Consider the following 25,359-nt stretch of genomic DNA (forward strand, 5'->3'; position numbering starts at 1 on the left):
AAGAGTTTAAGCTTCTCAGTGCTTTAAAGATTTCTTAATTTATATATTTTTAATTACACATAATATCTGTTTTGGCTACATATAATCGGAGGTATCTGTTGGTAATCCCTTTTTATCCAATTTACCTTCAACAACATCTTTAATTATAGAATAAATTACAGCAAACATTGGAACTCCTATAACCATTCCAACAAATCCTAATAATTTTCCTGCAACCAACAATGAGAATAAAATCCAAAATGCAGATATACCAATTGAATCTCCAAGTATTTTAGGCCCTATAATATTTCCATCTATTTGTTGTATTATTAATATAATTAACAATAACCATAAAGCTTTTATAGGAGATACAAACAATACTATTAGTGTTGATGGTATAGCTCCAAATAAAGGTCCAAAGAAAGGTATTATATTTGTAATACCAATTATAACTGATATTAATAATGTATATGGCATTTTAACTATTGTAAGTATTACAAATGTTAGAATACCTATAATAAATGAGTCTAATATCTTCCCACCTAGAAATCTTCCAAATGTATAATTACTTCTATGAGTCAATTCTAAAATTCTTGCAGCTTGTGTTTCTGTAAATACTGCATAAGTTATTTTTTTACTTAATCCATAGAATTTTTCTTTATCGATTAGTAAATACACTGAAACAATTAATCCTAAAACAATATTCCATATACTAGAAGCTACATTCTTTAACATATTTCCTAATATCGGTATTAAATCAGTTACAAATTTTATAATATATGCAACAAATTCATTCCATTTATCTACTGCTAAATTAAAATATTGTTCATCAAGATTTAAATCAGTCATTAATTTATCAATAAGCTTAGTTGCATTATTTACATACATAGGTATATCATTTGCTAGTCCAACAATACTCTCAATTACTTGAGGCAACACGAAATACATAAATAAGTAAAGTATCAATGCGGCTGTTGCATATGTTAATAAAAGACCCAATCCTCTTTTTGATTTTTGTTTTAGGTTTTTTAATTTCTCACTTTTTATAAAAACTCTATCTTCATAAAATTTTAAAATAAAATTAAGAAGATATGCAATAGCAAATCCTATTATAAAAGGCTGTAAAGTTGTAAATATAGCATCTAAATTATTAGAAAACACATCTATTTGTGATGATACTAGATAAAATATAATACTACAAGCAGCTATTATAAATGTATAAATTGCTATTGTTGTGTACTTTGTATTCCAATTAATTTTCATTTTTTCCTCCTTATTTCTATATAACTAAATTTTATCACAAAATCACTACTTTTATAACAAATATACCAAATTAAAATTTTAAATTCTATAAAGTATAATTAGAATACAAGTTCTCAATTTTATTTATATTCATCTTTCTACAATATAATCTACATTATTTTTTTTAGAATCTTAATTAATTTATCATTATATGGTGCATATCTGATAGGCATATCTAAGTTTAATTTCTTTAAGACACTCTTATAGTGAGTAAATGTATCAAACCCAGCTTTTCCATGATATGAACCCATTCCGCTCTCACCAACTCCACCAAATGGCAAGTAATTTGTAGCTATATGTGTAATTGTATCATTGATACAACATCCACCTGCTGGAATCATTTCTAAAATTTTATTTTCTAGCTTCTTATTTTTTGTAAAAATATAAAGTGCCAATGGATTTGGTCTTTGTATAATTTCTTGTACAACTTCATCTAAGTCTTTATAAGTTAAAATAGGAAATATAGGTCCAAATATTTCTTCCTTCATTATATTGTCATCCCAAGTAACATCATTTACTATAGTTGGCTCTATTTTTAATTTCTCATTATTATAATCTCCACCATATACTACTTTATCTATATCGATAAGAGATACTATACGATTAAAATGTCTTTCATTTATAATTTTAGGAAAGTGTTCATTATTACATGGATTATCTCCAAAATACTTAATAATATAATATTTTATTTTTTCTATTAATTCATCTTTCCTATCTTCATGTACTAATACATAATCTGGCGCTACACAAGTTTGCCCTGCATTTATTAGTTTTCCCCATGTAAGCCTTTTTGCAGTAAGGTCTATATCTGCATCTTTTAAAATAATACAAGGGCTTTTTCCTCCAAGTTCTAAAGTTGTAGGAGTCAAATACTCTGATGCTGATTTCATTACTATTTTGCCAACATTAGTGCTTCCTGTAAAAAATATATAATCAAACCTTTCTAATAATAATTTTTCACTTTCTTCTTGACCACCTTGAACAACTGCAACATACTCTTTTGAAAAAATCTTTTCAATTATCTCTTTAACTATACCAGATGTTGACACAGAATATTCAGATGTCTTTAATATAACACAATTACCTGCTGCCACTGACCATACTAATGGTATAAGTGCTAATTGGAACGGATAATTCCAAGGTGACATTATAAGTGTAACACCATAAGGTTGTGGAATAATCTTAGATACAGATGGAAAGTTAACCATACTTGATTTAACTCTTTTTGTCTTACCCCATTTTCTTATATTTTTTATAGCAAAATCAAGTTCACTATAAAACATACCTACTTCTGTCATAAAACCTTCAAAGTTTGACTTATTTAAATCTTTCTTTAATGCCAAAAGTATTTTTTCTTCATTTTCTAATACAACTGACTTCAATCTTTTTAACTTTTCTAGGCGAAATGATATATCTCTTGTTTTTCCTGTATTATAATATTGCCTTTGAAGCATCACTAACTTATTTATATCCATTATTTAAAATCCCCTCTTGAAGAATTTTTCTATTTTATATTGTAGATAAAATTCTATATACTTTTATTTTACCAATTTATATTCTAAGAAATTCACATAAATATAACATAAATTTATCAATAAAAAAAGCCCCTTTAATTAAATAAGTAGGCTAGTAATCATATTTTAAAATTGAATGATTTTTAAATTATAACACTATAATGAACAATCAAATTATAGGTTATCATTCATAAAATTATTTTGTAAATATTCTATAATGTATTTTTATAACATCTCATATTTAAAGATACTTATAAATTTATACTTTTAATATTGTCTAAATATTCAAGTATTGGCTTTAAGTATTCTTTATCACACCATTCAAAATTTTCTCCTGACAACAATGGTGCTTCTACTGGTTTAAGTCCTTTACGCTCTTGTTTGGCTATAGCTTTTTTTAAAAAACCACAAAGTACACTATCTAACCATGACATTTTTGTTTCATTCCATTCTCCACGGCAATAAAAACAAGGAATTTCATCTAATTCATCTTTAAAGTTAGCTTCTCTTAATTTTTTTAATACTTCATCACTATATGGTGATGCTCCTACACCAAAAACTATTAGATTTTTTCCTTTTAATTCTTCATAATGCTTCTTTAGAAAAGAAATCCCTGCTATATTACAAGCATAAAGACCTCCTCCTAAGATAATAGTATCGTATTTCATAATTTTTTCTATGTTTATATCTTTAATCTCAAAACTATCACAAATCAATAATTCTGAAAGCCATTTAGCATATTTTTTTGTTGCTCCATATTTACTTTTGTAAATCACTACTGTATTTTTCATAAATTATCTCCTTTTGATGCCATACCAAGTTGATTTTTTACTTTTCTATCTTATAAATTATTGTCTTCTACATAATCTCTTACATACTCAATTCCTCTGCTTAATTTCATAATCCCAGAAAATAATTGTTCTACCTCTTTTTCTGCAAAATCTTTAAATAAAAGCTCTAATACTTTAATTTGCATATCTCTTACTCTTTCTGAATACTCTTCTACTCTATCCTTTGTTAAAAGGCAAGTAGCTCTTGAATCTTTTTCATTTTTTTCAATTTGTACAAACCCCTTTTTTTCTAAAGCAACAGCTAATTTCTTTACATTTTGTCGTGAGCATCCCATAAGCTCTCCAAGCTTAGTCAATGTCACAGTCTCATCTATAGATTCTGCAAGTGCTAAAAGTAACCATTGTTTCATTGTAAGTTCTGGGTCTAACTTGTCACATGCAGTTTGAAGTTTATTTTGCATTACAAACAAATTTGCAAATATAGCTTGTTTCCTACTATCATCATCCACCACAATTTTTTTCATTAAAGTTTCTATATCCATTTTTTGTCCCTCTCTATATGCTAATCCTCAAACTTTCCATCACTATTTACAAATAGTAATTAGTTACTTTTTATTATAGTAACTAATTACTATTATGTCAATAATTTTATATTTGTTGCTTCTTTATTCATTATATCACGGACTTTTAATTACAACTTGCTATTGTAATTAGTTATTTTAATCCTTTACTTTACAATCTAAAATGTTGTACAATTTTTTTGCGTAAACACAGTAATATTGTTATTATTATTTAGGTTCTAGATTGCCTTTTTCTCAATACTTTGTTTAATCAAATAATATGTTATTATATTCTTTTCTTTAATATTTTCCACAGTACATCATAAATATAATTTCCAAAAAATGTATTGAATATACATATTATAATATATATTAATTACTATCACTTTCTCATATTTATGACAAATATACTAATTTAATAGTTATATTGCATATGAATCATTCAAAAAAATATGTATGTTATATATGAATAGTAAAATACACATGTATTTTCTATAATCATAATGTAAGTTTTGATTTTTCATAGAACAATTATCATATATAAAAAGGGTCCTTAAGAACCCTTTTTATATATTTATATTTTATGAGTATAATTTAACTCATATTTAAACTATTTGCATTAAATACATTTTAAGTTATATTAATTTTTTAAAATCTACTCTAAAACATATTTTCTGTACTTATTAAACTCTATATCACTACATTCAACATCTAAAACAGTTCCTTCTTCGGTATATTCTGTACTTATTATGCTTGCATTATCATTAAAATAAGATGCTATATAACCCTCACTGTATGGGATTAAAATCTTACATCTTATATAATCCTTAAATATACTATCACAAATACATTTTATCATTTTGTCCATATTTATATCTTTTTTTACTGAAACAAAGATTCCATCTATATCGTCTACAATATTATTTAAAACTTCTTCACCTATTAAATCAACTTTATTATATACATTTATCATAGGTATACAATCAGCACCTATCTGTTTTAAAGTATCTTCAGTTACTTTAATATGATTTTTGTAGCTTGGATTTGAAATATCAACAACATGTAATAATATATCTGCTTCACATGCTTCTTCTAAAGTTGACCTAAATGCCTTTACTAGGTCATGTGGAAGATTGCTTACAAACCCAACAGTATCAGATAATAAAAACTCTTTGTTATTTGAAAGAACTATATTCCTAACAGAAGTCTCTAATGTAGCAAATAGCATATCTTTCTCAAAAACTTTCTTTTCTTCAGAATTTTTAAATGTATCCACTAATTTATTCATGATTGAAGATTTCCCAGCATTTGTGTACCCAACTAAAGCAACATTTGGGAGATTTGATTTTCTCCTCATACTTCTTTGGGTTTCTCTTTGAAATTTTAAATCATCAAGTTCTTTATTTAGAAAAGTTATCTTTTCTTCTATTCTTCTACGGTCAAGTTCTAACTTTTTCTCACCAGAACCCCTATTTTTAGTACCAACACCACCACTTTGACGTCCTAAATTTTCATTTGAACCTATAAGCCTTGGTAACATATATTTTAAACTAGCAACTTCTACTTGAAGTTTAGCTTCTCTAGTTTTTGCCCTCTGTGCAAATATATCAAGTATTAATGCTGTCCTATCTATAATTTCGCAATTAAGTTTTTCTTCAAGGTTTTTGAGTTGTGATGTAGAAAGTTCATTGTAAAATACTACTATATCTGTATTTTCTTTCTTTATTAAGTCTAATAACTCATCGACTTTACCTGTACCAATGTAATATGCTCTATTGACTTGCTTTGCATTTTGAATTATACTTCCCACAACATCAATATCACATGCTGAACACAAGTTTTTAAGTTCAATCATCAGTTCATTAAAATCCTCAGATTTATTATTTATGTTTAGTCCTACTATTATTCCTTTTTTCGCCATATCCATATTCTCCTTATCTGCTATTTTTATTTAATATATAGCACGAGATTATGGCTCTATAATTAAATTCATTAAGAATTATACCTTTATTTTATCCTTAAATGACACTTCTAATTTAACATTATAATAACCATAATCGTGCATTATTTTCTCAATCTTATAGAAAAAATCACTTTCATACACCCCCTCTCAATTATATTATGTAGTTTTTTCAATAAAAAAACTCCTTACAAATCTAAGTAATACAAACAAGCTACTTATATCATAAGAAGGATTAAAATTCTAAATATATATTAAAAATATGCCAATTTAATTGACTAACATGTAATTATCATATTATATTTAACCCAATTCTTAAATTTAAGTAGTTTTTACATGATTAATAAAAGTAATAGAAATATACACTTTTATACAATCAACAACTATTAAAATTAAATTTTATTTATAATAAAATTTAAAGAATACGATTAAATATACATTTTGATAACCACCTCCAACATTTTCCTTATTACATAGTATAATAAAATACATACTTTGTAAAGACATAAAATAATAGATAAGACTATACTTATAAAATATAATCTTATCTATTTAGCTTATCTTAATAAATTACATATCTGTTCTAAAACAATTTTTTGTTACATTGCTTCATCTTCTTCAAATTGAGAATTATAAAGATTGGCATAGAATCCGCCTTTCTTTAGAAGTTCCTCATGATTTCCTTGTTCAACTATATCTCCTTCATTCATAACAAGAATCATATCAGCATCACGTATAGTTGATAATCTATGAGCTATAACAAAACTTGTTCTACCTTCCATAAGATTATCCATAGCTTTTTGAATCAATACTTCTGTTCTAGTATCAACAGAACTTGTAGCTTCATCTAATATTAATATTTTAGGGTCAGCTAAAATGGCACGAGCTATAGTCAATAATTGTTTTTGACCTTGAGAAACGTTACTTGCTTCTTCATTTAGTTTCATCTTATATCCATCTGGCAATGTCTTGATAAATCTATGAACATGTGCAGATTTAGCTGCCTCTATAACTTCTTCATCTGTAGCATTTAATTTACCATATCTTATATTCTCCATAATGGAACCACTAAATAACCATGTATCTTGAAGAACCATACCAAACATTTCTCTGAGTTCACTACGATTGAAATCTTTAATATTATGACCATCAATCAGTATTGCACCACTATTAACATCATAGAACCTCATTAAGAGCTTAACTATTGTAGTTTTACCTGCTCCTGTAGGCCCAACAATGGCAACTTTTTGGCCTGGTTTAACATTTACAGAAAAATCATTTATTATAGTCTTGTTTAAATTATATCCAAAGTTGACATTTTCAAAATCAATTTTGCCTTCTAAACCATCTATTGAAACTGCATTTTCAACAATTTGGTCTTCTTCTTCCTCTTCTAAAAACTCAAATACTCTTTCAGAAGCTGCTGCTGTTGATTGTAGCAAGTTAGCAACCTGTGCAATCTGAGTCATAGGTTGTGTAAAGTTTCTTACATATTGTATAAATGATTGTATGTCCCCAACTTCAATTGTTTTCTTAATCGCAAGCCAACCTCCTAAGATTGAAACCATTACATATCCTAAGTTTCCAATAAACATCATAAGTGGTTGCATTATCCCTGATAAGAATTGAGATTTCCATGCTGAATTATACAAATTATCATTTAATTTATCAAACTCTTCTATTACTTCTTCTTCACGGTTAAATGCTTTTACTATTGTTTGACCACTGTAAGTCTCCTCAACCTGACCATTTACATTTCCTAAATATTCTTGTTGAGACCTAAAGTATTTTTGTGATTTCTTTACTATTCTCGAAATTACAAACATTGATATTGGCAATATTAAAATTGCTACCAATGTCATAATACCACTTATGGATAACATCATTATCAAAACACCTATCATAGTTGTCACTGATGTTATAAGTTGTGTCATACTTTGATTTAAACTTTGGCTTAAAGTATCTATATCATTTGTAATTCTTGATAATATTTCACCATGTGTCTTAGTATCAAAATATTTCATTGGCAATCTATCCAATTTTACTGAAATCTCTTTTCTTAAATTATAGGATACTTTTTGAGAAATTCCACTCATTATAAATCCTTGTACAAAAGAGAATAATGCACTTATCAAGTAAAGGCAAAGTAAAAATACTAAGATTTTTCCAATTGCATTAAAATCTATACCTACATTACCTCCAGAAACTTTGCTCACTAATCCTTCAAATATCTTTGTAGTTGCCTTACCTAAGATTTTTGGACCTACTATGGAAAATGATGCACTTCCAATAGCAAATACAATTACCAAAATTATTGATATTTTAAATTTAGATAAATAAGCAATTAGTTTTCGCATAGTTCCTTTAAAATCATTTGCTTTTTGACCTGCTCCCATAGATTTTCCCATAGGGCCTCTTCCCATTCTACTCATTATCTAGCTCCTCCTTTGAAAGTTGTGATAAAGCTATTTGCTCATAAACTTCGCAATTTTTTAGAAGCTCTTTATGTGTTCCTATTCCAACTATTTTTCCTTCATTTAGAACAACTATTTGTTCTGCATGTAGGATTGTGCTAATTCTTTGTGCAACTATTAGTACTGTACTTTCAGCAGTTTGCGATTTTAAAGCCTTACGAAGAGCTGCATCAGTCTTTAAGTCAAGAGCTGAAAAACTATCATCAAATATATACACTTCTGGATTTTTTGCTATTGCTCTTGCTATAGAAAGTCTTTGTTTTTGACCTCCAGATACGTTTGTTCCACCTTGAGAAATTTCAGTTTTGAAAGCTTCTGGTTTAGAATCAATAAATTCTGTAGCTTGAGCTATTTCAGCTGCAGTTCTCATTTCTTCATCTGTTGCGTCTTTTCTACCATATTTTAAGTTGGACTCTATAGTACCAGAGAATAATATTCCTTTTTGAGGTACATACCCAATTTTCTCTCTTAAGTCATGTTGAGAAACATTTTTTATATTAACTCCATCAAATAATATTTCTCCTTCTGTAACATCAAAGAAACGAGGAATTAAGTTTATAAGAGTCGACTTACCACTACCAGTACTTCCTATAAATGCAGTTGTTTCTCCTGGTTTTGCTGTAAAAGATATATCTGTCAATATAGGTTCTTCTGCATCTGGATACATAAATGAAACATTTTTAAATTCAACAAGACCTTTTTTATCTTCTTTAAATTCTTGCACTTCTGTTTTTTGAGGGTCTTTAATACTTATATCTGATACTATTACTTCATCTATACGTGTAGCTGAAACAGATGCTCTTGGAAGCATAATAGATACCATTGATATCATCAAGAATGACATTATTATCTGCATTGTATATTGTATAAATGCCATCATATCTCCAACTTGCATTGCCCCAGAATCAACACTATATGCACCTCTCCAAACTATAAGAACTGTGATAAGGTTCATTATAAGCATCATAGCAGGCATCATACATGTCATAACTCTATTTACAAAAAGATTTGTTTTAGTTAAATTTGTATTTGCTTCATCAAATCTTTCTTCTTCATGTTTTTCAGTACTAAAAGCTCTAATGACTGGTATACCAGTTATTATTTCACGGCTGACTAAGTTTAACTTATCAACAAGCTTTTGAACTAGTTTAAACTTAGGCATAACCACTGAGAATAATACTACTATTAATGATAAAATAGCAACTACTGCTACTGCTATAATCCATGCCATTGAAGTATTTGTATTTAGAACTTTTATTATTCCACCTATAGCCATTATAGGTGCATAGAATACTATTCTAAGTAACATAACCATCAACATTTGAATTTGTTGAATATCATTTGTACTACGAGTAATTAATGAAGCTGTAGAAAATTCATTCATCTCAGTATTTGAGAATGACATAACTTTTCTAAAAACTCCACTTCTTAGATTTCTACCAACACTTGCTGCTACTCTTGCTGCTAAGAATCCTACTGTTATTGTAGCTACCATACTAACCATAGCTATACCAAGCATTTTAGCACCAGTAAGTAATATATAATTATTTTGAGTTTTTTCTGTATCAATACCTATTTTCTCATACTCTGCCTTTACATATGATACCGAACTTTGTGTTATCATACTTTCTGGCATACCTTCAAAACCTTTACTCATCTCTTTAGTTAATGTTTCTAATTGCTCTTTTGGCATTGCAGATAACAACTTAAACATATCAATATCTCCACCTTGAGTAGCTTGTGGTGGAAGTTGGCTCATTAGTTGAGCTTTCATTGCTTTTACTTCTTTACTATCACCTTCAAGTCCTGCTACTATTAAAATGGCTTTACCAAAGATAGAATTTAAATCATCTATAGTATCTTCATCTTTAGTATTTAACTCATAAAGAGATTCATCTTTTAGACCTGGATACTTATCTTTATACTTACTATAATCTTCTTTATTCAATAAAGTATAGTTATCTAATACTTTATCCTTACTACTTTTATCCATGAATAAAGTAATTTTATCTAACTCTCCCTTTCTAATCACAGATGGAACAGAGTTTTCTACTCCACCTTGTTGTATACCTATATTTACTATATTGGATGTGTATTCTGGTAAAGAAAGGTCACATACTGCTTGAACTACCAATAGACATACTATTACCACTATTGATAATGCTGACTTCTTTAAATATTTAATTAATTTAAACATACATTTCTTCCCTTCTGTAATATTAATTAGTCTAATGACATTAAATTGAAAAATATTATTTTAAAATTTAAAAATATTTTTCATCCTCATGTTTATGACATCCTGCTTTTAAATTATCTCTTACTTGCATTAGGAGTCTTCTAAGTACTATCTTTTCTTCCTCACTAAATCCTAAAAAGAATTCTCTTTCTAATTCCTGATTAAATTCTTCAACTTTATTACATGTTTCTAAACCTTTATCTGTCAAAAAAATTCTAGACACTCTTTGGTCCTTCTCATCTTGTTTTCTTTCTACGAGTCCAGCTTTTTCCATTCTTTTTATCATAACTGTAGTAGTGGATGCTTTTACTTTTCTTTTATCTGCTAATTCTTTTTGACTTTGCCCATTCTTCATCTTTAGTGAAAAAAGTATTTGTGGCTGACCATGATATAAGCCTAATTTATCAAAATAAAAATGAGTTCTTATAAAATATATTCGCATTAATTGCAAGAAAACATCATTCAATTTTTCTTCAGAATTATTATTCATACTTCCCCTCCTTATTTTTATATTACTTAGTCGGCTAAGTGTTATTCTACTATATCATATACTTTTTTTCAATATATTTATAAAAAATTCATATAAATTTCATTTATTAAATGTTTTCGTATAGTTTAGTTATAATTTTAATAATTAATAGTAAGTTTTTTAATTAGCTAGCTACTTATAATTTTTTTTATTAGAAAGCTTAAAATAAACCTTTTCATATATTTTCAAATAAAAAAGTTGTTCCAAAATAAACTTGAAACAACATTTTATTTAACACTGTATTATTGCTTATATACTACTATAATATTTTATTTGTCTTCATACCCATTTACAACAGTATCTAATTTTCCGGTTTCTGGTGATATTATTAGACCATGTACAATAATTCCTTCAGGAATCAAAGGGTGTCCTTTTATTAAATTAATACTATCTTTTACAGATTCTTCCGCAGAATCAAATCCATGTAACCATTGCTTGGTATCAATTCCAGCACTACGAAGTGTAAGTATTACATCTTTAGATATCCCTCTATCTAAAATTTTGCTAAGTAGTTTATCTGTGTCAACATTACACATACCACATCCATGATGCCCTACAACTATAACCTCATCTACATCAAACTCATAAATTGCAACTAAAATACTTCTCATAATACTGCCAAACGGATGCATTATAGTAGCTCCTGCATTTTTTATTAGTTTTACATCTCCATTTTTTAAATTCATAGCTTTAGGCAAAAGTTCAGTTAATCTTGTGTCCATACAAGATAAAACTACTATTTTTTTATTTGGATGTTTTGATGTAGCATACTTTTCGTATTCTTTGTTCTCTACAAATGATTTATTATAGTCTAATATTTCTTCTAATTTTCTCATATGTACTCTCACTCTCTTTAAATTTTTTTATTATTATATCATTATTGAACTACAATATATATACATATAATGTAATTTATAGGGTATTAAATATTTTTATAAAATTATCACTCTTAGATAAGATTACATATAACTTATATTTCTAAAGAATTGTATACTTATCTTTTTATTATTAAAACTAACACCATATATTTCCATTATTTATTTAATTATATATTTTTATTATCCATTTAATTATATATTTTTATTAAATCTTATTGTATACATTCTCATCTATTATAATCACTTTTCTATTTTATATCTATTTATTATATTTAAAAATACCAAATCTACTAACATAATAGTCATATTTCAAATACTTATCAAAAAATTTTTACATATTTCAATCATCTAACATTGTCAAATACAAAATTATTCAAATTTTCAAAATATATTCTACATATATAATATGTAATTATAATAAAAAATGCTATAATTAACATATTATTAATTCGTTTTATTATTGTAGTACGGGTATGAAATTATGAAAAATATTTGTCTAATTAAAAATGTAATTTATCCATATTTGTTTATTGTAGATACAGACTATGCAAAATAAATAGCATATATTTCAGTTTAAAAACATATATAGTCTATATTCAGACTAAAAAAGTATAAATAGTCTATATAAAACAACTTAAACTATGAATATAATCTAAGGTGGAGGGATAATAATTGGCAAATATAGGAAAAATAATAGGAGATAGAATAAAAGTCTATAGAACAAAAATGGGATATAGTCAAGAATTTCTAGCAGAAAAAGCAGGTTTACATACAACATATATTGGTCAGATTGAGAGAGCTGAAACAAATACATCCATCAATATTATAATGAAAATCGCTACTGCTTTGAATATACCACTTGAATTGTTATTTGCAAATATTATTACAGCAGAAGGCATTGATAACTCTATACCTTTGGAATGTTATGAAATGATTAATAAATTAACTGAAAAGGAACAAGCCGCAATGTTAGAGTTAATAAAATGCATTATTAAATACAAAGAAATATAAGTGAGGAAAGTAATGACAGTAATGAATTGTATAGGTAAAAGACTTAAAGAAGAACGTAAAAAAGCGAATTTAACTTCAAAAGAGTTTGCAAATATGGTTGGAGTATCACCTTGGTATATAAATCAAATAGAAAGTGGTAAGAAGAATCCAAGTCTTAAAACATTCATAAAATTTGTAAGTGTATTAAATATCTCTGCAGATACTCTTATAAAAGATATTACTCCCATTGGAAAGACATATTTAGAAAATGATATAAATGAAGCGTTAAAAGACTTAAATTCGAGAGAGCTAAATCTGATATTGCAGATTATAGATATAGTAAAAAAGAATAGAATATAGATTCTTTATATTTTATATAAACAAAAAGGTTATTTGAAATAAATAACCTTTTTTTGTCTTTTTGTGTTAACATTGTCTTATAGTGCTAATTAGCACTATTAGACCATGTTCTATGGCCTTATTTTAATATAAAACGATTGGAGATAGGCTATGATTGTGATTGAAGGTAGCGATAAATTTAAGATTGCAAAAGAATATATTGATGTAGAATATACTCTTTTTAGCAAAATCAATTTTAGGTATGAAAAGTTGAAATTTAAAGATAACACTGAATTAGAAAAAATCAAGATGTTTAAATATAAAAATGACTACATACTTAATAAGTTAAACCTTATTTTGGGAAATGAGCTTTGCTCTTATAAAAAACAGATAATTAGAGAAACTGTAGATACTCTAAGATTGACAGAACTTTTTTCAAGTGACAATATAGAAGATATTAAATTCATAAAAGACGATATAGAAAAATTAGAAATTAGCATAGAAAAAGTTGTAAAATTTAAACGTCGAAAAAACAGAAATTATGTTTGTTGTTACTGTCCTGATATGTATAGAGATGTAAAACTAGATAAAGAATCCATCAATAAAATATATAGTAGAAAAATAAAAATTGAAAAAGAAGTTAATATTTTTGAAGATGAAGATATTATAATAAACAAAAAAGTATTTAAATTCCCAAAATCTTGGACTAAGAATATGCAAAAATATTGGTTAAATGAAAATAAGTATCCTGTACATTCTAGTGTAATAGATGATGATAGATACAAATGTTGTAATGTACAATACTCAAAAAACAGAGTAATACTCTTGTATTACATATATAATTTATAGTGTTTTAATGGCATATTTCAAATATGCCATAGTTGATTTATAAGATATTACTTTTCACGTTTTTAAATCATTTAATACTATTATGTAATAAACTAAGTACTGAATTCAACTCTTTAAATGATATTTGCCCTGGCGCTGAACTATTCTTAGAAGCTCCAAAAGTCAATGCAGAACCGAATATTTCCCCACATAATCGACTTATAACTCCAATTCCTGACATAGACATTGTTATGATTGGTCTATCTGCATAAACTCTAGCCATTTCATTTGTAGCTTCAAGTAAAACTAGCACATCGTTTTTATTTTGTGGCATAACAGCTATTTTAGGCAGATCTGCTCCTAGCTCTTGCATTCTACATAAACGAGATATAATTTCTTCTTTTTTTGGTGTTTTATAAAAGTCATGATTAGAGATGATTACTTTCACTCCATTTTTATGAGCAAAACCAACCATTTCATCTACAATTTCATCTCCTATAAATAACTCTACATCTATTAAATCTACCAAACCAGTATTAGAAATCTCTTTATTCAATGTAATATAATAATCTTTTGATATTGATTTTTCTCCCCCTTCCTCTACATTTCTAAATGTAAATAATAAAGGTATATCAGATATGTAACTTTTTAATTCATAAAGTATATCCTTAACTTCCTGAATATTTTCCACATTCTCAAAAAAATCAACACGCCATTCTATAATATCCAAACAAGTTTCTTTTAATAATTTAACCTCTTTTATAATATCTTCTTTGTTTTTCCCTATAACTGGTACACAAATCTTAGGTATGCCTTCTCCTATATTAATATTTTTTACTTGAACTATCTTATTCATACTCTCCTCCATGCATAAAAATCCTATAGGATTTTAGATTCTCTTTTTTCCACAACTTTATTATACAGTAAAAATGATATACATTATATATAATAAATCTCATATATTAAGTATATTTAAAGTTAAATTTACTGTGATACTTTATAATATTCATAATATTCTTTAAATTGTATTTTATATAATATATATTATTCTCGATGTTGATAGAATTAATCTACAAATTATGGTATAATTATGTAGAAATAACTCGAATTTCATTACTTATGAAGGGATTGAATATCAATGAACCTAAATCATTTGCATTACTTCAGAGTTTTAGCTAAAGTTGAGCATTATACAAAAGCAGCTACTCAATTATCTATAACTCAACCAAGCTTAAGTCATGCTATATCAGCTCTTGAAAAAGAATTGGGTACTTTTTTATTTGAAAAGCAAGGCAGAAATGTTCGTCTTACTAAATATGGTAAATTTTTTCTAACCTATGTTGATAAAGCATTAGGTGAATTGGAAAGAGGAGAAAAAAAACTTAGAGAATATACTAGTATATCAAAAGGTGTTGTAGACCTAGGATTTATTTACACATTAGGTGCTCACTTCATTCCAAATATAATTGGCACTTTTTTAGAAAAAGAGTCAAATAAAAATATCTCCTTTTCATTTGGTCAAGGTACTACAAAGAAGATTATACAAGGTCTAAAGGATGAGAAATTTGATTTGGCATTTTGTTCTTTTGTTCCAAATGAATCCAATATAGATTTTACAGCTATACTTCAAGAAGAATTGGTTGTAATAGTACCATATAGCCATCCTTTAGCATCAAATGATAGTGTAGATTTAAAGGATACAGAAAATTATCCGTTTATATTCTTCAGCGAAGATAGTGGGATTAGACCAATCATTGATAATCTATTTGAAAAGGTCAATGTAAAACCTCAAATTATCTGTGAGACAGAAGAAGATACTGCCGTTGCAGGACTAGTCTCCATTAATTATGGAATAGCTGTCGTTCCAAATATCTTTGCACTTAAATACTTTAATGTAAAAATTTTATCCATAGCAAACCCTATCCATGAAAGATACATATATTTAGCTACAATAAAGAATAAATATTTAACGCCTGCTGTTAGTGAATTTAAGAATTTTGTTATTGATTATAGCAAAACCAATAATTTAATAGATATAAACTAAGAAACGAACTAGAAAAGGGATTGTATCATATACTATGACACAATCCCAGGTAAATTTTAAAATTTATTAAAAATAGTCTGAGAAGTATGGATTTTCACGTTCAATAAGATTTTCTAATAAACAGACTATATCTTTATCACAAATAATCCGTTTTATTTTATGAAGATACGTTGGTCTTTTATAGCCAAGTAACATAGTTGTAAGTGTTTGTATATCAAGCATTAAATCAACCTTATTACCACCAACAGTTAAGATACCTTTCCCATCTTTAGAAACATTTAGTGTAAATACTCCTGTATTCCAATCTAGTAAAGGGTCTTTCAACTGAAAAACTAATTTTACATCACTTTCTTGTCTCTTAAATGGGTATTGACTTATAAATTGTTCTATGTCAACAATTCTTCCCATAAAATATGGTTTTATATTTTCTTCAATATCTCCATCTTCAAGTAAAAATGCCAATGGTTCATCTGTATATGTATTGCCAACTACTTTATTTATCATTGAAAAGTGAGCACTTATAAAATTCCATAATCCTGTACGTGCTTCTTCTTCTACAAATACCATCTCTTTAATATAGAATATTTCTTCAGAAATCCAATACAATACATAACCTTGTGCGTTATGATTTTTATCATAATAAATAGCACAAGTCAGTTCTTCTAAATCCCAACGCCAGTATTCTTCCCATGCTAGTTCACTTCTAATCATGCACGCATGGTTCATTTTAGAAAAACGTTCATAGACACTTCGTATATCTTTATGTTCTATGCTTGCACGTTTAACTTCTCCTGAAACAACTTTTGTTTTTGGTAATTGAGTATCCTTAATTTCAAAAGATATTTTATCGGATATTATTTCCCATCCCTTACGACGATAGTATGGAATTGAATATGGAAATAAGTAAGATATAGATTGTTTTCTTTCTCGCATATCTGCTAATGCTTGTCTCATTAATTTATCCATAAGACCTAGATTAGAATATTCTGGATATGTTCCAACACCAGTGAGACCACCCATATCATATTCTTTACCAAATATGTTGATTTTAAATGGATAAACGGCTATTTGAGATACTAGTTTATCTTCATCAAACCAACCAAGCACATCGGCTTGTCTTAATACAGGTAATTTAGCAAGTGTTATTTCTCTTTCTTCCCAACCAACTTGTTGTAAATCATGGTTTGTCACTTGAAATACATAACGTAACAATTGATTGAATTCTTGTAAATGCTTAGTTTCTACATTCTTCATTTCGAGTCTCTCTAGTCGACTCATAATAAAACCTCCTAAAAATAAGTACATATAAATACTATCTATTTACTTAACATAGATAATAAGTTTATCCAAATACTAAGTTAATATTTATATAATCATAATTCTACCATACACAAGATATTATAGTCAAATTACTATTAAAAATTAAGTATCTATAAGATACTCGTACAATTCAAATTAAAAATTATTTTTTATTTAATCTATACTAAGTGGTTGCAAGTTTTATGGTCTTGATATATAATCAATTAAATATACAATTGTTATAAAATGTTATATAGTCAAAAGTCTGTTTTTAAATATCAAATATATGGATTTAAATTTAAATATAAATGCTATTTAAGGAGTGATTCTGTGAAGAGATGTATTGCAATAACGGAATAGTCAAACATAACATATTATAAAGGAGAGATTTAAACATGACTATTCCAAATTCAAATAAAATATACCCAAGAAGTAATGATTATCAAACTGTATACCTTAAAAATATAATCACAAAAGAAAATATAGAAGTTGGAGATTATACAATATATAATGACTTTTATAATGACCCAAGAGATTTTGAGAAAAACAATGTATTATATCATTACCCAATAAATAACGATAAATTAATAATTGGTAAGTTTTGCTCAATAGCATGTAATTCAAAATTTTTAATGACTAGTGGAAATCATACAATGAAATCACAGTCTACTTATACCTTTCCTATCTTTTATGAAGAATGTGGCTTAGATGTCTGCCATATAAAAGATGCATGGGACAATAAAGGCGATATTGTAATTGGAAATGATGTATGGATAGGATATGATTCCATAATTATGTCAGGAGTACATATTGGTGATGGTGCAATTATTGGAACAAGAGCAGTAGTTACTAATGATGTTCCACCATATTCTATTGTTGGAGGCATACCTGCAAAAGTCATAAAAAAAAGATTTAGTGATGATACAATTTCAAAGTTATTAGAAATTAAATGGTGGAATTGGCCATACAAAAAAATTCAATCAAATATTGATTATATCCAATCAGGAGATATTGATAAATTAGTTTAATATTTGATGACTATTTATATTAAACTTAATTTTAGTTATTATCTTTATAAGAGATTATTTAGAGCTATTGTATTGCCTTTAATACATAAAAAAATAAAATAGTATTAAAATTCATAATCAAAAAGTAAAGTAACTTTATACAAGGTTACTTTACTTTTTATTACCTATAAAAGATTTAATTTTTCTAATGTTGTTATTATATTTCTTCCTTCCCTAACCCCATCTATTATTCTTCTAGCAACTTTGCTATCTCCTATGTTTAAAATTTCCACATTTCTTGGTTCAAAATACTCCTTTAAATCACTTAAAATTGGATTATTAGAACTCATACCTAAGCATATAAATCCGTAATCAAAATCTAGCAAAAATTCTTCTTCATCTTTCTTTACTTTAAAAGTATTTTTCCCAACTTCTAATAATCGTGTATTTGTATATACATCAACATTGTAATCTTTTAGCATTTTATCCATTGTCACCTTTGTTATAGGGTCTAAATCTTTTCCTACTACTGGCAACATCTCAACTATACAAGTTTTAGCCTTATTTTCTGAAAAGAATTCTACAACATCTAATCCAACAGCTCCTCCTCCTATAACAACTACTTTCTTAGCTCTCAAATCTTCCGTTTTGAAAGATTCTATATCATCAAATAGTTTGAATATGGAACTTACATTTTCTCCTTCTCTATCTATTCTATCCAATAAGCCAGTTATTGGAGGAATCAATGGTCTTGAGCCTGTAGCATTTACAATTATGTCAGGCTTTAAATTTTCCAAAAACTTAATATCAGCTTTTGTATTTCTAAATATAATTAAATTTTTTAATTTATTAACTCTTTGTGTCAAGTACTTTGGAAAATCGTGTATTCTCATTTTATCTGGAAAAGTCGATATTACTTTAGCAAGTCCTCCTATCTCTTCTTTTTCTTCTACTAGAAATACATTACATCCCACTTCTGCTGCTGTGGCTGCTGCTTCAAGACCAGCAGTTCCTCCTCCTATAATAACTACATTTGTTTTTTTGTTTACCTTCCTTTGTGTATATTCTTCTCCATTTATTAAATCGGGATTTACTGTACATCTAATAGGTCTATTTGAGCCAATCCTATTACCTGCACATCCTATATTACATGAAATACACTTTCTTATTGAATCTTCTTTTCCATTTTGTACTTTTTCAACCCAATTAGAATCAGCTATGAGACCTCTACCAATACCTATAAAATCTGCTTCACCATTTTCAAGTATTTTTGATGCTATTTCTGGATTTCGTATATTTCCCGTTACTATAGTTGGTCTACCAAATTTTTCTTTAACTGCTTTAGATATGTATGAACGCCATCCATCTTCCAGTGTCATCTTATCTATTTGAAATTGTATAGAATCATTTAATGCTACTGATACATTGTATATATCCACTTCTTCATCTAAATATTCTAGAACTTTTAGAGTATCAGCCAGAGTATTTCCTTCTTCCATAAATTCATCAGCACTTATTCTTAAAGATATTGGAAATAATGGACCTACCTCTTCTCTAACTTTATCAATCACTAGTTTTGCAAATCTACTTCTATTTTCAATATTTCCACCAAAGTCATCAGTACGCTTATTATAAATTGGAGATAAAAATTGACTTATTAAGTATGAATGACCTGCATGTATCTCAACTGCATCAAAACCTGCTATTTGAGCCCTCTTAGCTGCCTCTCCATATTTTTTTGCGATATTTAAAATTTCTTCTATATCTAGTTCTCTAGGAATTGCTCCTCCTTTTTTTGAAGGTACATTTGAAGAAGATACAGGAACTAAACCATCTATCCTATCTGGCATAGCAGAAGCTCCTGAATGATTAATTTGTATTGCTACACATGTGTTATACTTATGTAGGGTCTCTGTTAATTTATATAAAGCAGGTATATATCTATCATGGTCTATTCTTATCTGTGTTGTTCCATTAGAACCTAAAGGGAAATCCACACAAGCATTTTCTACTATTATAAGCCCTGTTCCCCCTTTTGCTCTTTGTTCATAATATTTGATATGTTCATCTTTAAACTCTCCACTTTCACCACCAAAATTTGTCCCCATTGGTGGCATAACTATTCTATTTTTTACATTCATCCTTTTTATAGTTAATGACTCAAAGATATTTTGATATTTTTTCATTTCTATTCCTCCACACATTTTATATTTGTAATTTTTATAAATTAAATTTATGTATTTATTATAATGCTAAGAAATATATTAAACCAGTGCATGTTTTAATCATTATTAATAGATATTTTCTATGAATTATCTTTATATCTTCTTACAAAAAAATCATGCTACATTAATAGTAAATGGCTATTAATGTAGCATGATTTTTTCAATTTAGACAATTTTAGCATTTTACTTATCAATCAATATGTATTGATAGGTAAAAGCTACAACCTTCTATATTCTTCTCTTTTTAATTTTTGATTACTTAGATAGTAATCAATCTCATCAATTAAACGCTGCTTATCATCAGGTAATATACCTTTTAAGTTAACATAGTTAGATGCATGATTACTTCTAAATACAATTTTTTCATTGGCATCTATATTTTTTATCATCTCTTTAATTTCTTGTAATACAGCTTTATCTTCCAATATTGTAAACTCTCCTGCCTGAAGTAAATCATAAAGTTCAGTATTAGGTTCTACCATTAAACTAAGTACACCAACATAGTCTGGAGAAATTGCTCCTAACATTTTTCCAGTGTCAACTGCATGCTGATGTGTTTTTTTAGTTCCTCCAATACCTGCTATTACTGTAGATGATAATTTGATACCACTTTTTTTAACTTTTTTACCAACTTTTATTAATTGTTCACTATTAAATCCTTTTTTAATATCTTCTAATACATCATCATTTCCACTTTCAAGTCCTAAATAAATCATCTTAACACCAAGTTCTCTTAACTCTTTAAGTTCAGCATCAGATTTTTTCTCTATAGATTTAGGTGAGCCATATAAAGTAATTCTTTCACATTCTGGAAAAACTTCTTTTACATATAAGATTATATCTCTTAATTTCTCCATTGGTATTATCAATGCATCTCCATCTGCTAAAAATATTCTTTCTACATGTCTATAATGTCTTCTAAATATATCAATTTCATTTTTTATTACTTCTAATGGCTTTATTTTAAATTTTTTTGACTTGTACATGCTACAAAATGTACATTTGTTGTGAGAACATCCTAGTGTGACTTGTATTATAAGACTATAAGCCTCACTTGGTGGTCTATACAGTGGCATATCATATTCCATATTAAAATCCCCCTTGTAATCGAATCTTCATTCTATTATATTATTAATATTTAATTAAAATAATACTTTATATAATTATAGACTTTAAATTTTAATTTAAGATATATTCTTTAAAAATTTAATAATACTATTAGCAGTAATATTAAGTTGCTTTTCTTGACTTATAATAGCATCGTTATCTCCTTTTTGTTTTCCATAATCTCCAAATTGTGCATGATTTCCACCTTCAATTTCAACATAAGTTGTATCATCAGGAAGTTTTTGTTTTGATTCTACAAGACTTTTAAAATTGACTACACCATCTTTACTTCCCCATATAGATATAACTTTTTTGCCTAGCTGTTTCAACTCATCACCCATTGGATAAGAAGATAAAAATACAACTCCATCGATTAATTTATTATCACGTGCAAAATTTGCTGCTGCAACTCCTCCTAACGAATGACCTCCTATTACCCAATGCTCTATATTGTTGTAAGAATCCATAACTTTCTGAGCTTTGTTGGTTCCAAGTAAGGCTATATTAAGTGGCATCTTTACAATTACTACCTCATATCCACTTTCTGCTATTTTTCTAGCAAGTGGTGCATAAGATTCTATTTCTACTTTAGCCCCTGGATAGAAAATTAAACCTTTTGAAACTTTTCTTCCTTTTGGTGTAAATGAAATGTTTCCATTTACAGTTACCTCTACTTTACTATTACTAACCAAAGCTTCTTTTGCTAGTTTTTGAGGTTCATATGTTTTATTTATCCATATGAAAAAACCAAGTAAAATCAATACAAATAGTATACCTATTCCCTTGAATATTTTATTCTTTATATTAAGTTTTTTATTATTATTATTTTTATCATCTTTGTTTTCAACCTCATCATAAAGTAAAGGTCTCTCAAGTTCCATAGTTATACTAAATGTATCATATTTCTTATTACGCTTTACCTTTACATCTTTACTCATAAATCTAACCCCCATAATATTTGAATACTATTATAGTTTATCCTAAGTAAATTGTTTTTTCAACCAATGAAAAAAATCAATATTTTAACTATTTTCATACAAAATTCATAAATATATGTTTTTTGCTTTTTATATACTATTTTTTTAATCTTATATAAAATAAATAGTCATATACTTTATTCTAAATATATGACTATTTCATGGTTTAATTAAATCAATATCTATGCTGTTTCTTCTATTGAAACTCTAGTGATATCACTTATTCTATACATTTCGTTGACACCATTTAAAGTCTGTAGCAAATTTAGACAAATTATTTTGTCACCTATATTCTTAGAATTTTTAATACTTTCTAAAATTATCATTCTTCCTTCATCATACTTATCTACACTGTAATTTGAAATATAATTAGTATCTCTCAATATTTTTTCTATATCTTCATCTTTAATTTTATTCTTATTAATATTTATATATAGATTATACATATTACTTATTAGTAATCTCTGATTTTCTAAAAAATCTTCTTGATATTTATCTTTATATATAGCATTTATCAACATAATTCTATCTTCAATAAGTGATGGTACCAATAATAAATTCTTTATGTAATAAGTATTAGTCACATTTTCTATAGAATTATTGACTTCATCAATTATATTTTTAACTATTCCTTTATACATGTCTATGACATGTTGATAACCAGTTTTAGCATCATATGGTAATATAAACTTATTTACTATTAATGCAATAATGGCTCCTAATGCCACATATGAAATCCTACTTATGGTTAAAACATTAGGGTCTCCCATAACTACTGCTGAGCCAAGAGCTGAAACAGTTACACACATCATTAATTTCCTGTAATCAACTACATAAGAGTTTATATATCCTGCTAAGAGAACTATTAATGACCTTAATGTACTATCTTTTATTATTGAAAATGAAACAATAAATATTATAGCTCCCACAAGTGTACCTTCTATTCTTTTTCTAGACCTTTGAATGCAATTTTCTGCATAAGGTTGTGTTAATGAGAACACAGTTAACATTATCCATCTCCCATCTCTTAAATGGAAATAGTCCATAATAAATCCAGCTATAGATGTAGCTAAAGCAATCTTTACTGCATAAGAAAATCTTATAGAGTTTAAATTGAAGTTTTTCTTGTATATTGATAGTCTTTTAAATTCCTTTGGTATCTTTGATTTTCTTTCAGCCTTTTTTTCATCTCTTGTTTTTACTTTTTTATAATCTAATAAAAATTCATATAAATTTTCTAACACATTATAAATTTCTTTTAAATTTATATTTTTAGTATCTTGAGCAATAACATAATCTCTAAATCCTAATATTTCTTTATCACTTATTGTATCTTTATTTTCTAAGCACATTTTAATATAGTTTACTTCTTTAAACCCTACAGTTAATACGTCTGCTTTACTATTGGTGTTACTTTCTTCTATAATATTTTTTATATCTTCATCCTCAAATTCTTTACTATCTGTCTTATATCTGTCCAGTATTAAATTTATTCTTTCTAATGAAAATAAAATATTTATTATGTCTATTCCTTTAATACTTATATAAAAGTCATCTTTTCTGTTATCAAAAATAACCATTTTAAGACTTTTGGATATAGAGTTTATTCTATAATTACAACTATCCATTTTTCTAATATGAGATTTATTTATAGAATTATCATCATTAATAATATTTTTTAAAAGACTAATTTTTTCTAACAGTTCATCACATATAGATATTAGTTCCTTATCACCAACATTTTTCATTCTATTTCTGTTCATAACAAACTGGGCAATCATTATTGTAACTGCGCCAATAGCTAAAGCTGACAATCTCATAGGAAGTTCACTTATTCCTACAGGTATACTTACCATAAATATATACATTAGACCAAAAGGTACATATACTGCTCTTTTTAGGTCATAACTAAACACATATCCTATTATAAATAATGCTATAAAATTTAATAAAATTCCTAAATACATATTTTGTACTGCAAAAAATGATAATACTCCTAAAATTATATTTATTGCTAAATATTTTAGTAAATTTTTAATTGGAGAAATGGTTAAATCTCTTTCTAATAGTGTCAACATAGCCGTTACTATACCTACACCTATTAGTGTATTCTTACTTCCAAATAAATATATAAATACAGAAATAAATGCTATTATAAAAATAAACATTTTTGTTTTTGATATTACCAGTTTTTTTGTCATCATATCCCCCCTAAAAATTTCAACAAGACCTATTTTATCACATTTGTTGCCTTATTCAAAATCGTCTTTTTTACGGAAGGATTCTAACTTTTATAATTCATAATATATATATAATTCAT

The 25,359-nt window shown here is 27.0% G+C and carries 20 protein-coding genes; 5 read left to right on the top strand and 15 right to left on the bottom strand.

All coding sequences use genetic code 11. The features are described from left to right. Positions 1 to 75: 75 nt before the first annotated feature. The 9 genes from ACTG46_RS12050 to ACTG46_RS12090 all read right to left on the bottom strand — a co-directional run bounded on the left by ACTG46_RS12050 (position 76) and on the right by ACTG46_RS12090 (position 12,181). Positions 76 to 1,242, bottom strand: a complete 1,167-nt coding sequence (locus tag ACTG46_RS12050; protein WP_054270673.1) for an AI-2E family transporter — start codon at positions 1,240 to 1,242, stop codon at positions 76 to 78. Between the two features lie 149 nt (positions 1,243 to 1,391). Further along, positions 1,392 to 2,756 (bottom strand): aldehyde dehydrogenase, encoded by a 1,365-nt coding sequence (locus ACTG46_RS12055; RefSeq protein WP_479922878.1) that lies wholly within the window; start codon positions 2,754 to 2,756, stop codon positions 1,392 to 1,394. A gap of 290 nt (positions 2,757 to 3,046) precedes the next feature. Then, entirely contained in the window at positions 3,047 to 3,586 is a 540-nt protein-coding gene (locus ACTG46_RS12060) for a flavodoxin domain-containing protein (protein ID WP_479922879.1), read from the bottom strand. Between the two features lie 50 nt (positions 3,587 to 3,636). Then, positions 3,637 to 4,128 (bottom strand): MarR family winged helix-turn-helix transcriptional regulator, encoded by a 492-nt coding sequence (locus ACTG46_RS12065; protein WP_479922880.1) that lies wholly within the window; start codon positions 4,126 to 4,128, stop codon positions 3,637 to 3,639. 673 nt (positions 4,129 to 4,801) lie between these two features. Further along, positions 4,802 to 6,067, bottom strand: coding sequence for a GTPase HflX (gene hflX, locus ACTG46_RS12070; protein ID WP_054276967.1), 1,266 nt, complete (start codon positions 6,065 to 6,067; stop codon positions 4,802 to 4,804). Between the two features lie 638 nt (positions 6,068 to 6,705). Continuing rightward, the gene (locus tag ACTG46_RS12075) at positions 6,706 to 8,538 is read right to left on the bottom strand and encodes an ABC transporter ATP-binding protein (protein WP_479922881.1); all 1,833 of its coding nucleotides are present in this window, start codon (positions 8,536 to 8,538) and stop codon (positions 6,706 to 6,708) included. Continuing rightward, positions 8,531 to 10,777 carry an ABC transporter ATP-binding protein gene (locus tag ACTG46_RS12080; protein WP_074179746.1) on the bottom strand — a complete coding sequence of 749 codons (2,247 nt, stop codon included), beginning with the start codon at positions 10,775 to 10,777 and terminating at the stop codon, positions 8,531 to 8,533. The genes ACTG46_RS12075 and ACTG46_RS12080 overlap by 8 nt, the downstream gene beginning before the upstream one ends. Positions 10,778 to 10,844: 67 nt before the next feature. Then, positions 10,845 to 11,306 (bottom strand): MarR family winged helix-turn-helix transcriptional regulator, encoded by a 462-nt coding sequence (locus ACTG46_RS12085; protein ID WP_054270680.1) that lies wholly within the window; start codon positions 11,304 to 11,306, stop codon positions 10,845 to 10,847. 308 nt (positions 11,307 to 11,614) lie between these two features. After that, positions 11,615 to 12,181 carry a beta-class carbonic anhydrase gene (locus ACTG46_RS12090; protein WP_054270681.1) on the bottom strand — a complete coding sequence of 189 codons (567 nt, stop codon included), beginning with the start codon at positions 12,179 to 12,181 and terminating at the stop codon, positions 11,615 to 11,617. Between the two features lie 714 nt (positions 12,182 to 12,895). Between ACTG46_RS12090 and ACTG46_RS12095 the strand changes: the two genes are divergently transcribed. From ACTG46_RS12095 to ACTG46_RS12105, 3 genes are all read left to right on the top strand, one after another. Then, entirely contained in the window at positions 12,896 to 13,234 is a 339-nt protein-coding gene (locus ACTG46_RS12095; RefSeq protein WP_054270682.1) for a helix-turn-helix domain-containing protein, read from the top strand. Between the two features lie 12 nt (positions 13,235 to 13,246). Further along, positions 13,247 to 13,573: a helix-turn-helix domain-containing protein gene (locus tag ACTG46_RS12100; RefSeq protein ID WP_223195593.1), complete on the top strand. Its 327-nt coding sequence runs from the start codon at positions 13,247 to 13,249 to the stop codon at positions 13,571 to 13,573. Positions 13,574 to 13,723: 150 nt separating this feature from the next. Continuing rightward, on the top strand, positions 13,724 to 14,401 hold the full coding sequence (locus tag ACTG46_RS12105; RefSeq protein ID WP_054270683.1) for a hypothetical protein: 678 nt from the start codon (positions 13,724 to 13,726) through the stop codon (positions 14,399 to 14,401). Positions 14,402 to 14,468: 67 nt separating this feature from the next. Here ACTG46_RS12105 and aroD read toward each other — a convergent pair whose 3' ends face one another. Continuing rightward, positions 14,469 to 15,236 carry a type I 3-dehydroquinate dehydratase gene (aroD, locus tag ACTG46_RS12110; RefSeq protein ID WP_074179745.1) on the bottom strand — a complete coding sequence of 256 codons (768 nt, stop codon included), beginning with the start codon at positions 15,234 to 15,236 and terminating at the stop codon, positions 14,469 to 14,471. 282 nt (positions 15,237 to 15,518) lie between these two features. Between aroD and ACTG46_RS12115 the strand changes: the two genes are divergently transcribed. Beyond that, complete coding sequence (locus ACTG46_RS12115) at positions 15,519 to 16,424, top strand: LysR family transcriptional regulator (RefSeq protein ID WP_479922882.1); 906 nt, start codon at positions 15,519 to 15,521, stop codon at positions 16,422 to 16,424. Between the two features lie 66 nt (positions 16,425 to 16,490). Here the strand turns inward: ACTG46_RS12115 and ACTG46_RS12120 are convergent, their stop codons facing one another. Next, positions 16,491 to 17,702 (bottom strand): GNAT family N-acetyltransferase, encoded by a 1,212-nt coding sequence (locus ACTG46_RS12120; RefSeq protein ID WP_074179743.1) that lies wholly within the window; start codon positions 17,700 to 17,702, stop codon positions 16,491 to 16,493. A 416-nt stretch (positions 17,703 to 18,118) separates the two neighbouring features. Between ACTG46_RS12120 and ACTG46_RS12125 the strand changes: the two genes are divergently transcribed. Beyond that, positions 18,119 to 18,751, top strand: coding sequence for a CatB-related O-acetyltransferase (locus ACTG46_RS12125; RefSeq protein WP_479922883.1), 633 nt, complete (start codon positions 18,119 to 18,121; stop codon positions 18,749 to 18,751). A 164-nt stretch (positions 18,752 to 18,915) separates the two neighbouring features. Here the strand turns inward: ACTG46_RS12125 and ACTG46_RS12130 are convergent, their stop codons facing one another. The 4 genes from ACTG46_RS12130 to ACTG46_RS12145 all read right to left on the bottom strand — a co-directional run bounded on the left by ACTG46_RS12130 (position 18,916) and on the right by ACTG46_RS12145 (position 25,240). Next, positions 18,916 to 20,916, bottom strand: coding sequence for an oxidoreductase (locus ACTG46_RS12130; protein ID WP_219673337.1), 2,001 nt, complete (start codon positions 20,914 to 20,916; stop codon positions 18,916 to 18,918). Between the two features lie 257 nt (positions 20,917 to 21,173). Next, the gene (locus ACTG46_RS12135) at positions 21,174 to 22,043 is read right to left on the bottom strand and encodes a radical SAM protein (protein ID WP_479922884.1); all 870 of its coding nucleotides are present in this window, start codon (positions 22,041 to 22,043) and stop codon (positions 21,174 to 21,176) included. 96 nt (positions 22,044 to 22,139) lie between these two features. Then, on the bottom strand, positions 22,140 to 23,000 hold the full coding sequence (locus tag ACTG46_RS12140) for an alpha/beta hydrolase (protein ID WP_054270690.1): 861 nt from the start codon (positions 22,998 to 23,000) through the stop codon (positions 22,140 to 22,142). A gap of 221 nt (positions 23,001 to 23,221) precedes the next feature. After that, entirely contained in the window at positions 23,222 to 25,240 is a 2,019-nt protein-coding gene (locus ACTG46_RS12145; RefSeq protein WP_479922885.1) for an FUSC family protein, read from the bottom strand. Positions 25,241 to 25,359: the final 119 nt, after the last annotated feature.

The sequence above is a fragment of the Clostridioides sp. LIBA-7678 genome, assembly GCF_056716065.1.

Bases quoted from the DNA above. Each gene is read 5' to 3' on its own strand.
- ACTG46_RS12145 (WP_479922885.1), bottom strand. From the start codon at position 25,240: ATGACAAAAAAACTGGTAATATCAAAAACAAAAATGTTTATTTTTATA.
- ACTG46_RS12115 (WP_479922882.1), top strand. From the start codon at position 15,519: ATGAACCTAAATCATTTGCATTACTTCAGAGTTTTAGCTAAAGTTGAG.
- ACTG46_RS12065 (WP_479922880.1), bottom strand. From the start codon at position 4,128: ATGGATATAGAAACTTTAATGAAAAAAATTGTGGTGGATGATGATAGT.
- ACTG46_RS12060 (WP_479922879.1), bottom strand. From the start codon at position 3,586: ATGAAAAATACAGTAGTGATTTACAAAAGTAAATATGGAGCAACAAAA.
- ACTG46_RS12125 (WP_479922883.1), top strand. From the start codon at position 18,119: ATGACTATTCCAAATTCAAATAAAATATACCCAAGAAGTAATGATTAT.
- ACTG46_RS12075 (WP_479922881.1), bottom strand. From the start codon at position 8,538: ATGAGTAGAATGGGAAGAGGCCCTATGGGAAAATCTATGGGAGCAGGT.
- ACTG46_RS12120 (WP_074179743.1), bottom strand. From the start codon at position 17,702: ATGAGTCGACTAGAGAGACTCGAAATGAAGAATGTAGAAACTAAGCAT.
- ACTG46_RS12135 (WP_479922884.1), bottom strand. From the start codon at position 22,043: ATGGAATATGATATGCCACTGTATAGACCACCAAGTGAGGCTTATAGT.
- ACTG46_RS12100 (WP_223195593.1), top strand. From the start codon at position 13,247: ATGACAGTAATGAATTGTATAGGTAAAAGACTTAAAGAAGAACGTAAA.
- ACTG46_RS12105 (WP_054270683.1), top strand. From the start codon at position 13,724: ATGATTGTGATTGAAGGTAGCGATAAATTTAAGATTGCAAAAGAATAT.
- hflX (WP_054276967.1), bottom strand. From the start codon at position 6,067: ATGGCGAAAAAAGGAATAATAGTAGGACTAAACATAAATAATAAATCT.
- ACTG46_RS12130 (WP_219673337.1), bottom strand. From the start codon at position 20,916: ATGAAAAAATATCAAAATATCTTTGAGTCATTAACTATAAAAAGGATG.
- aroD (WP_074179745.1), bottom strand. From the start codon at position 15,236: ATGAATAAGATAGTTCAAGTAAAAAATATTAATATAGGAGAAGGCATA.
- ACTG46_RS12055 (WP_479922878.1), bottom strand. From the start codon at position 2,756: ATGGATATAAATAAGTTAGTGATGCTTCAAAGGCAATATTATAATACA.
- ACTG46_RS12050 (WP_054270673.1), bottom strand. From the start codon at position 1,242: ATGAAAATTAATTGGAATACAAAGTACACAACAATAGCAATTTATACA.
- ACTG46_RS12085 (WP_054270680.1), bottom strand. From the start codon at position 11,306: ATGAATAATAATTCTGAAGAAAAATTGAATGATGTTTTCTTGCAATTA.
- ACTG46_RS12090 (WP_054270681.1), bottom strand. From the start codon at position 12,181: ATGAGAAAATTAGAAGAAATATTAGACTATAATAAATCATTTGTAGAG.
- ACTG46_RS12080 (WP_074179746.1), bottom strand. From the start codon at position 10,777: ATGTTTAAATTAATTAAATATTTAAAGAAGTCAGCATTATCAATAGTG.
- ACTG46_RS12140 (WP_054270690.1), bottom strand. From the start codon at position 23,000: ATGAGTAAAGATGTAAAGGTAAAGCGTAATAAGAAATATGATACATTT.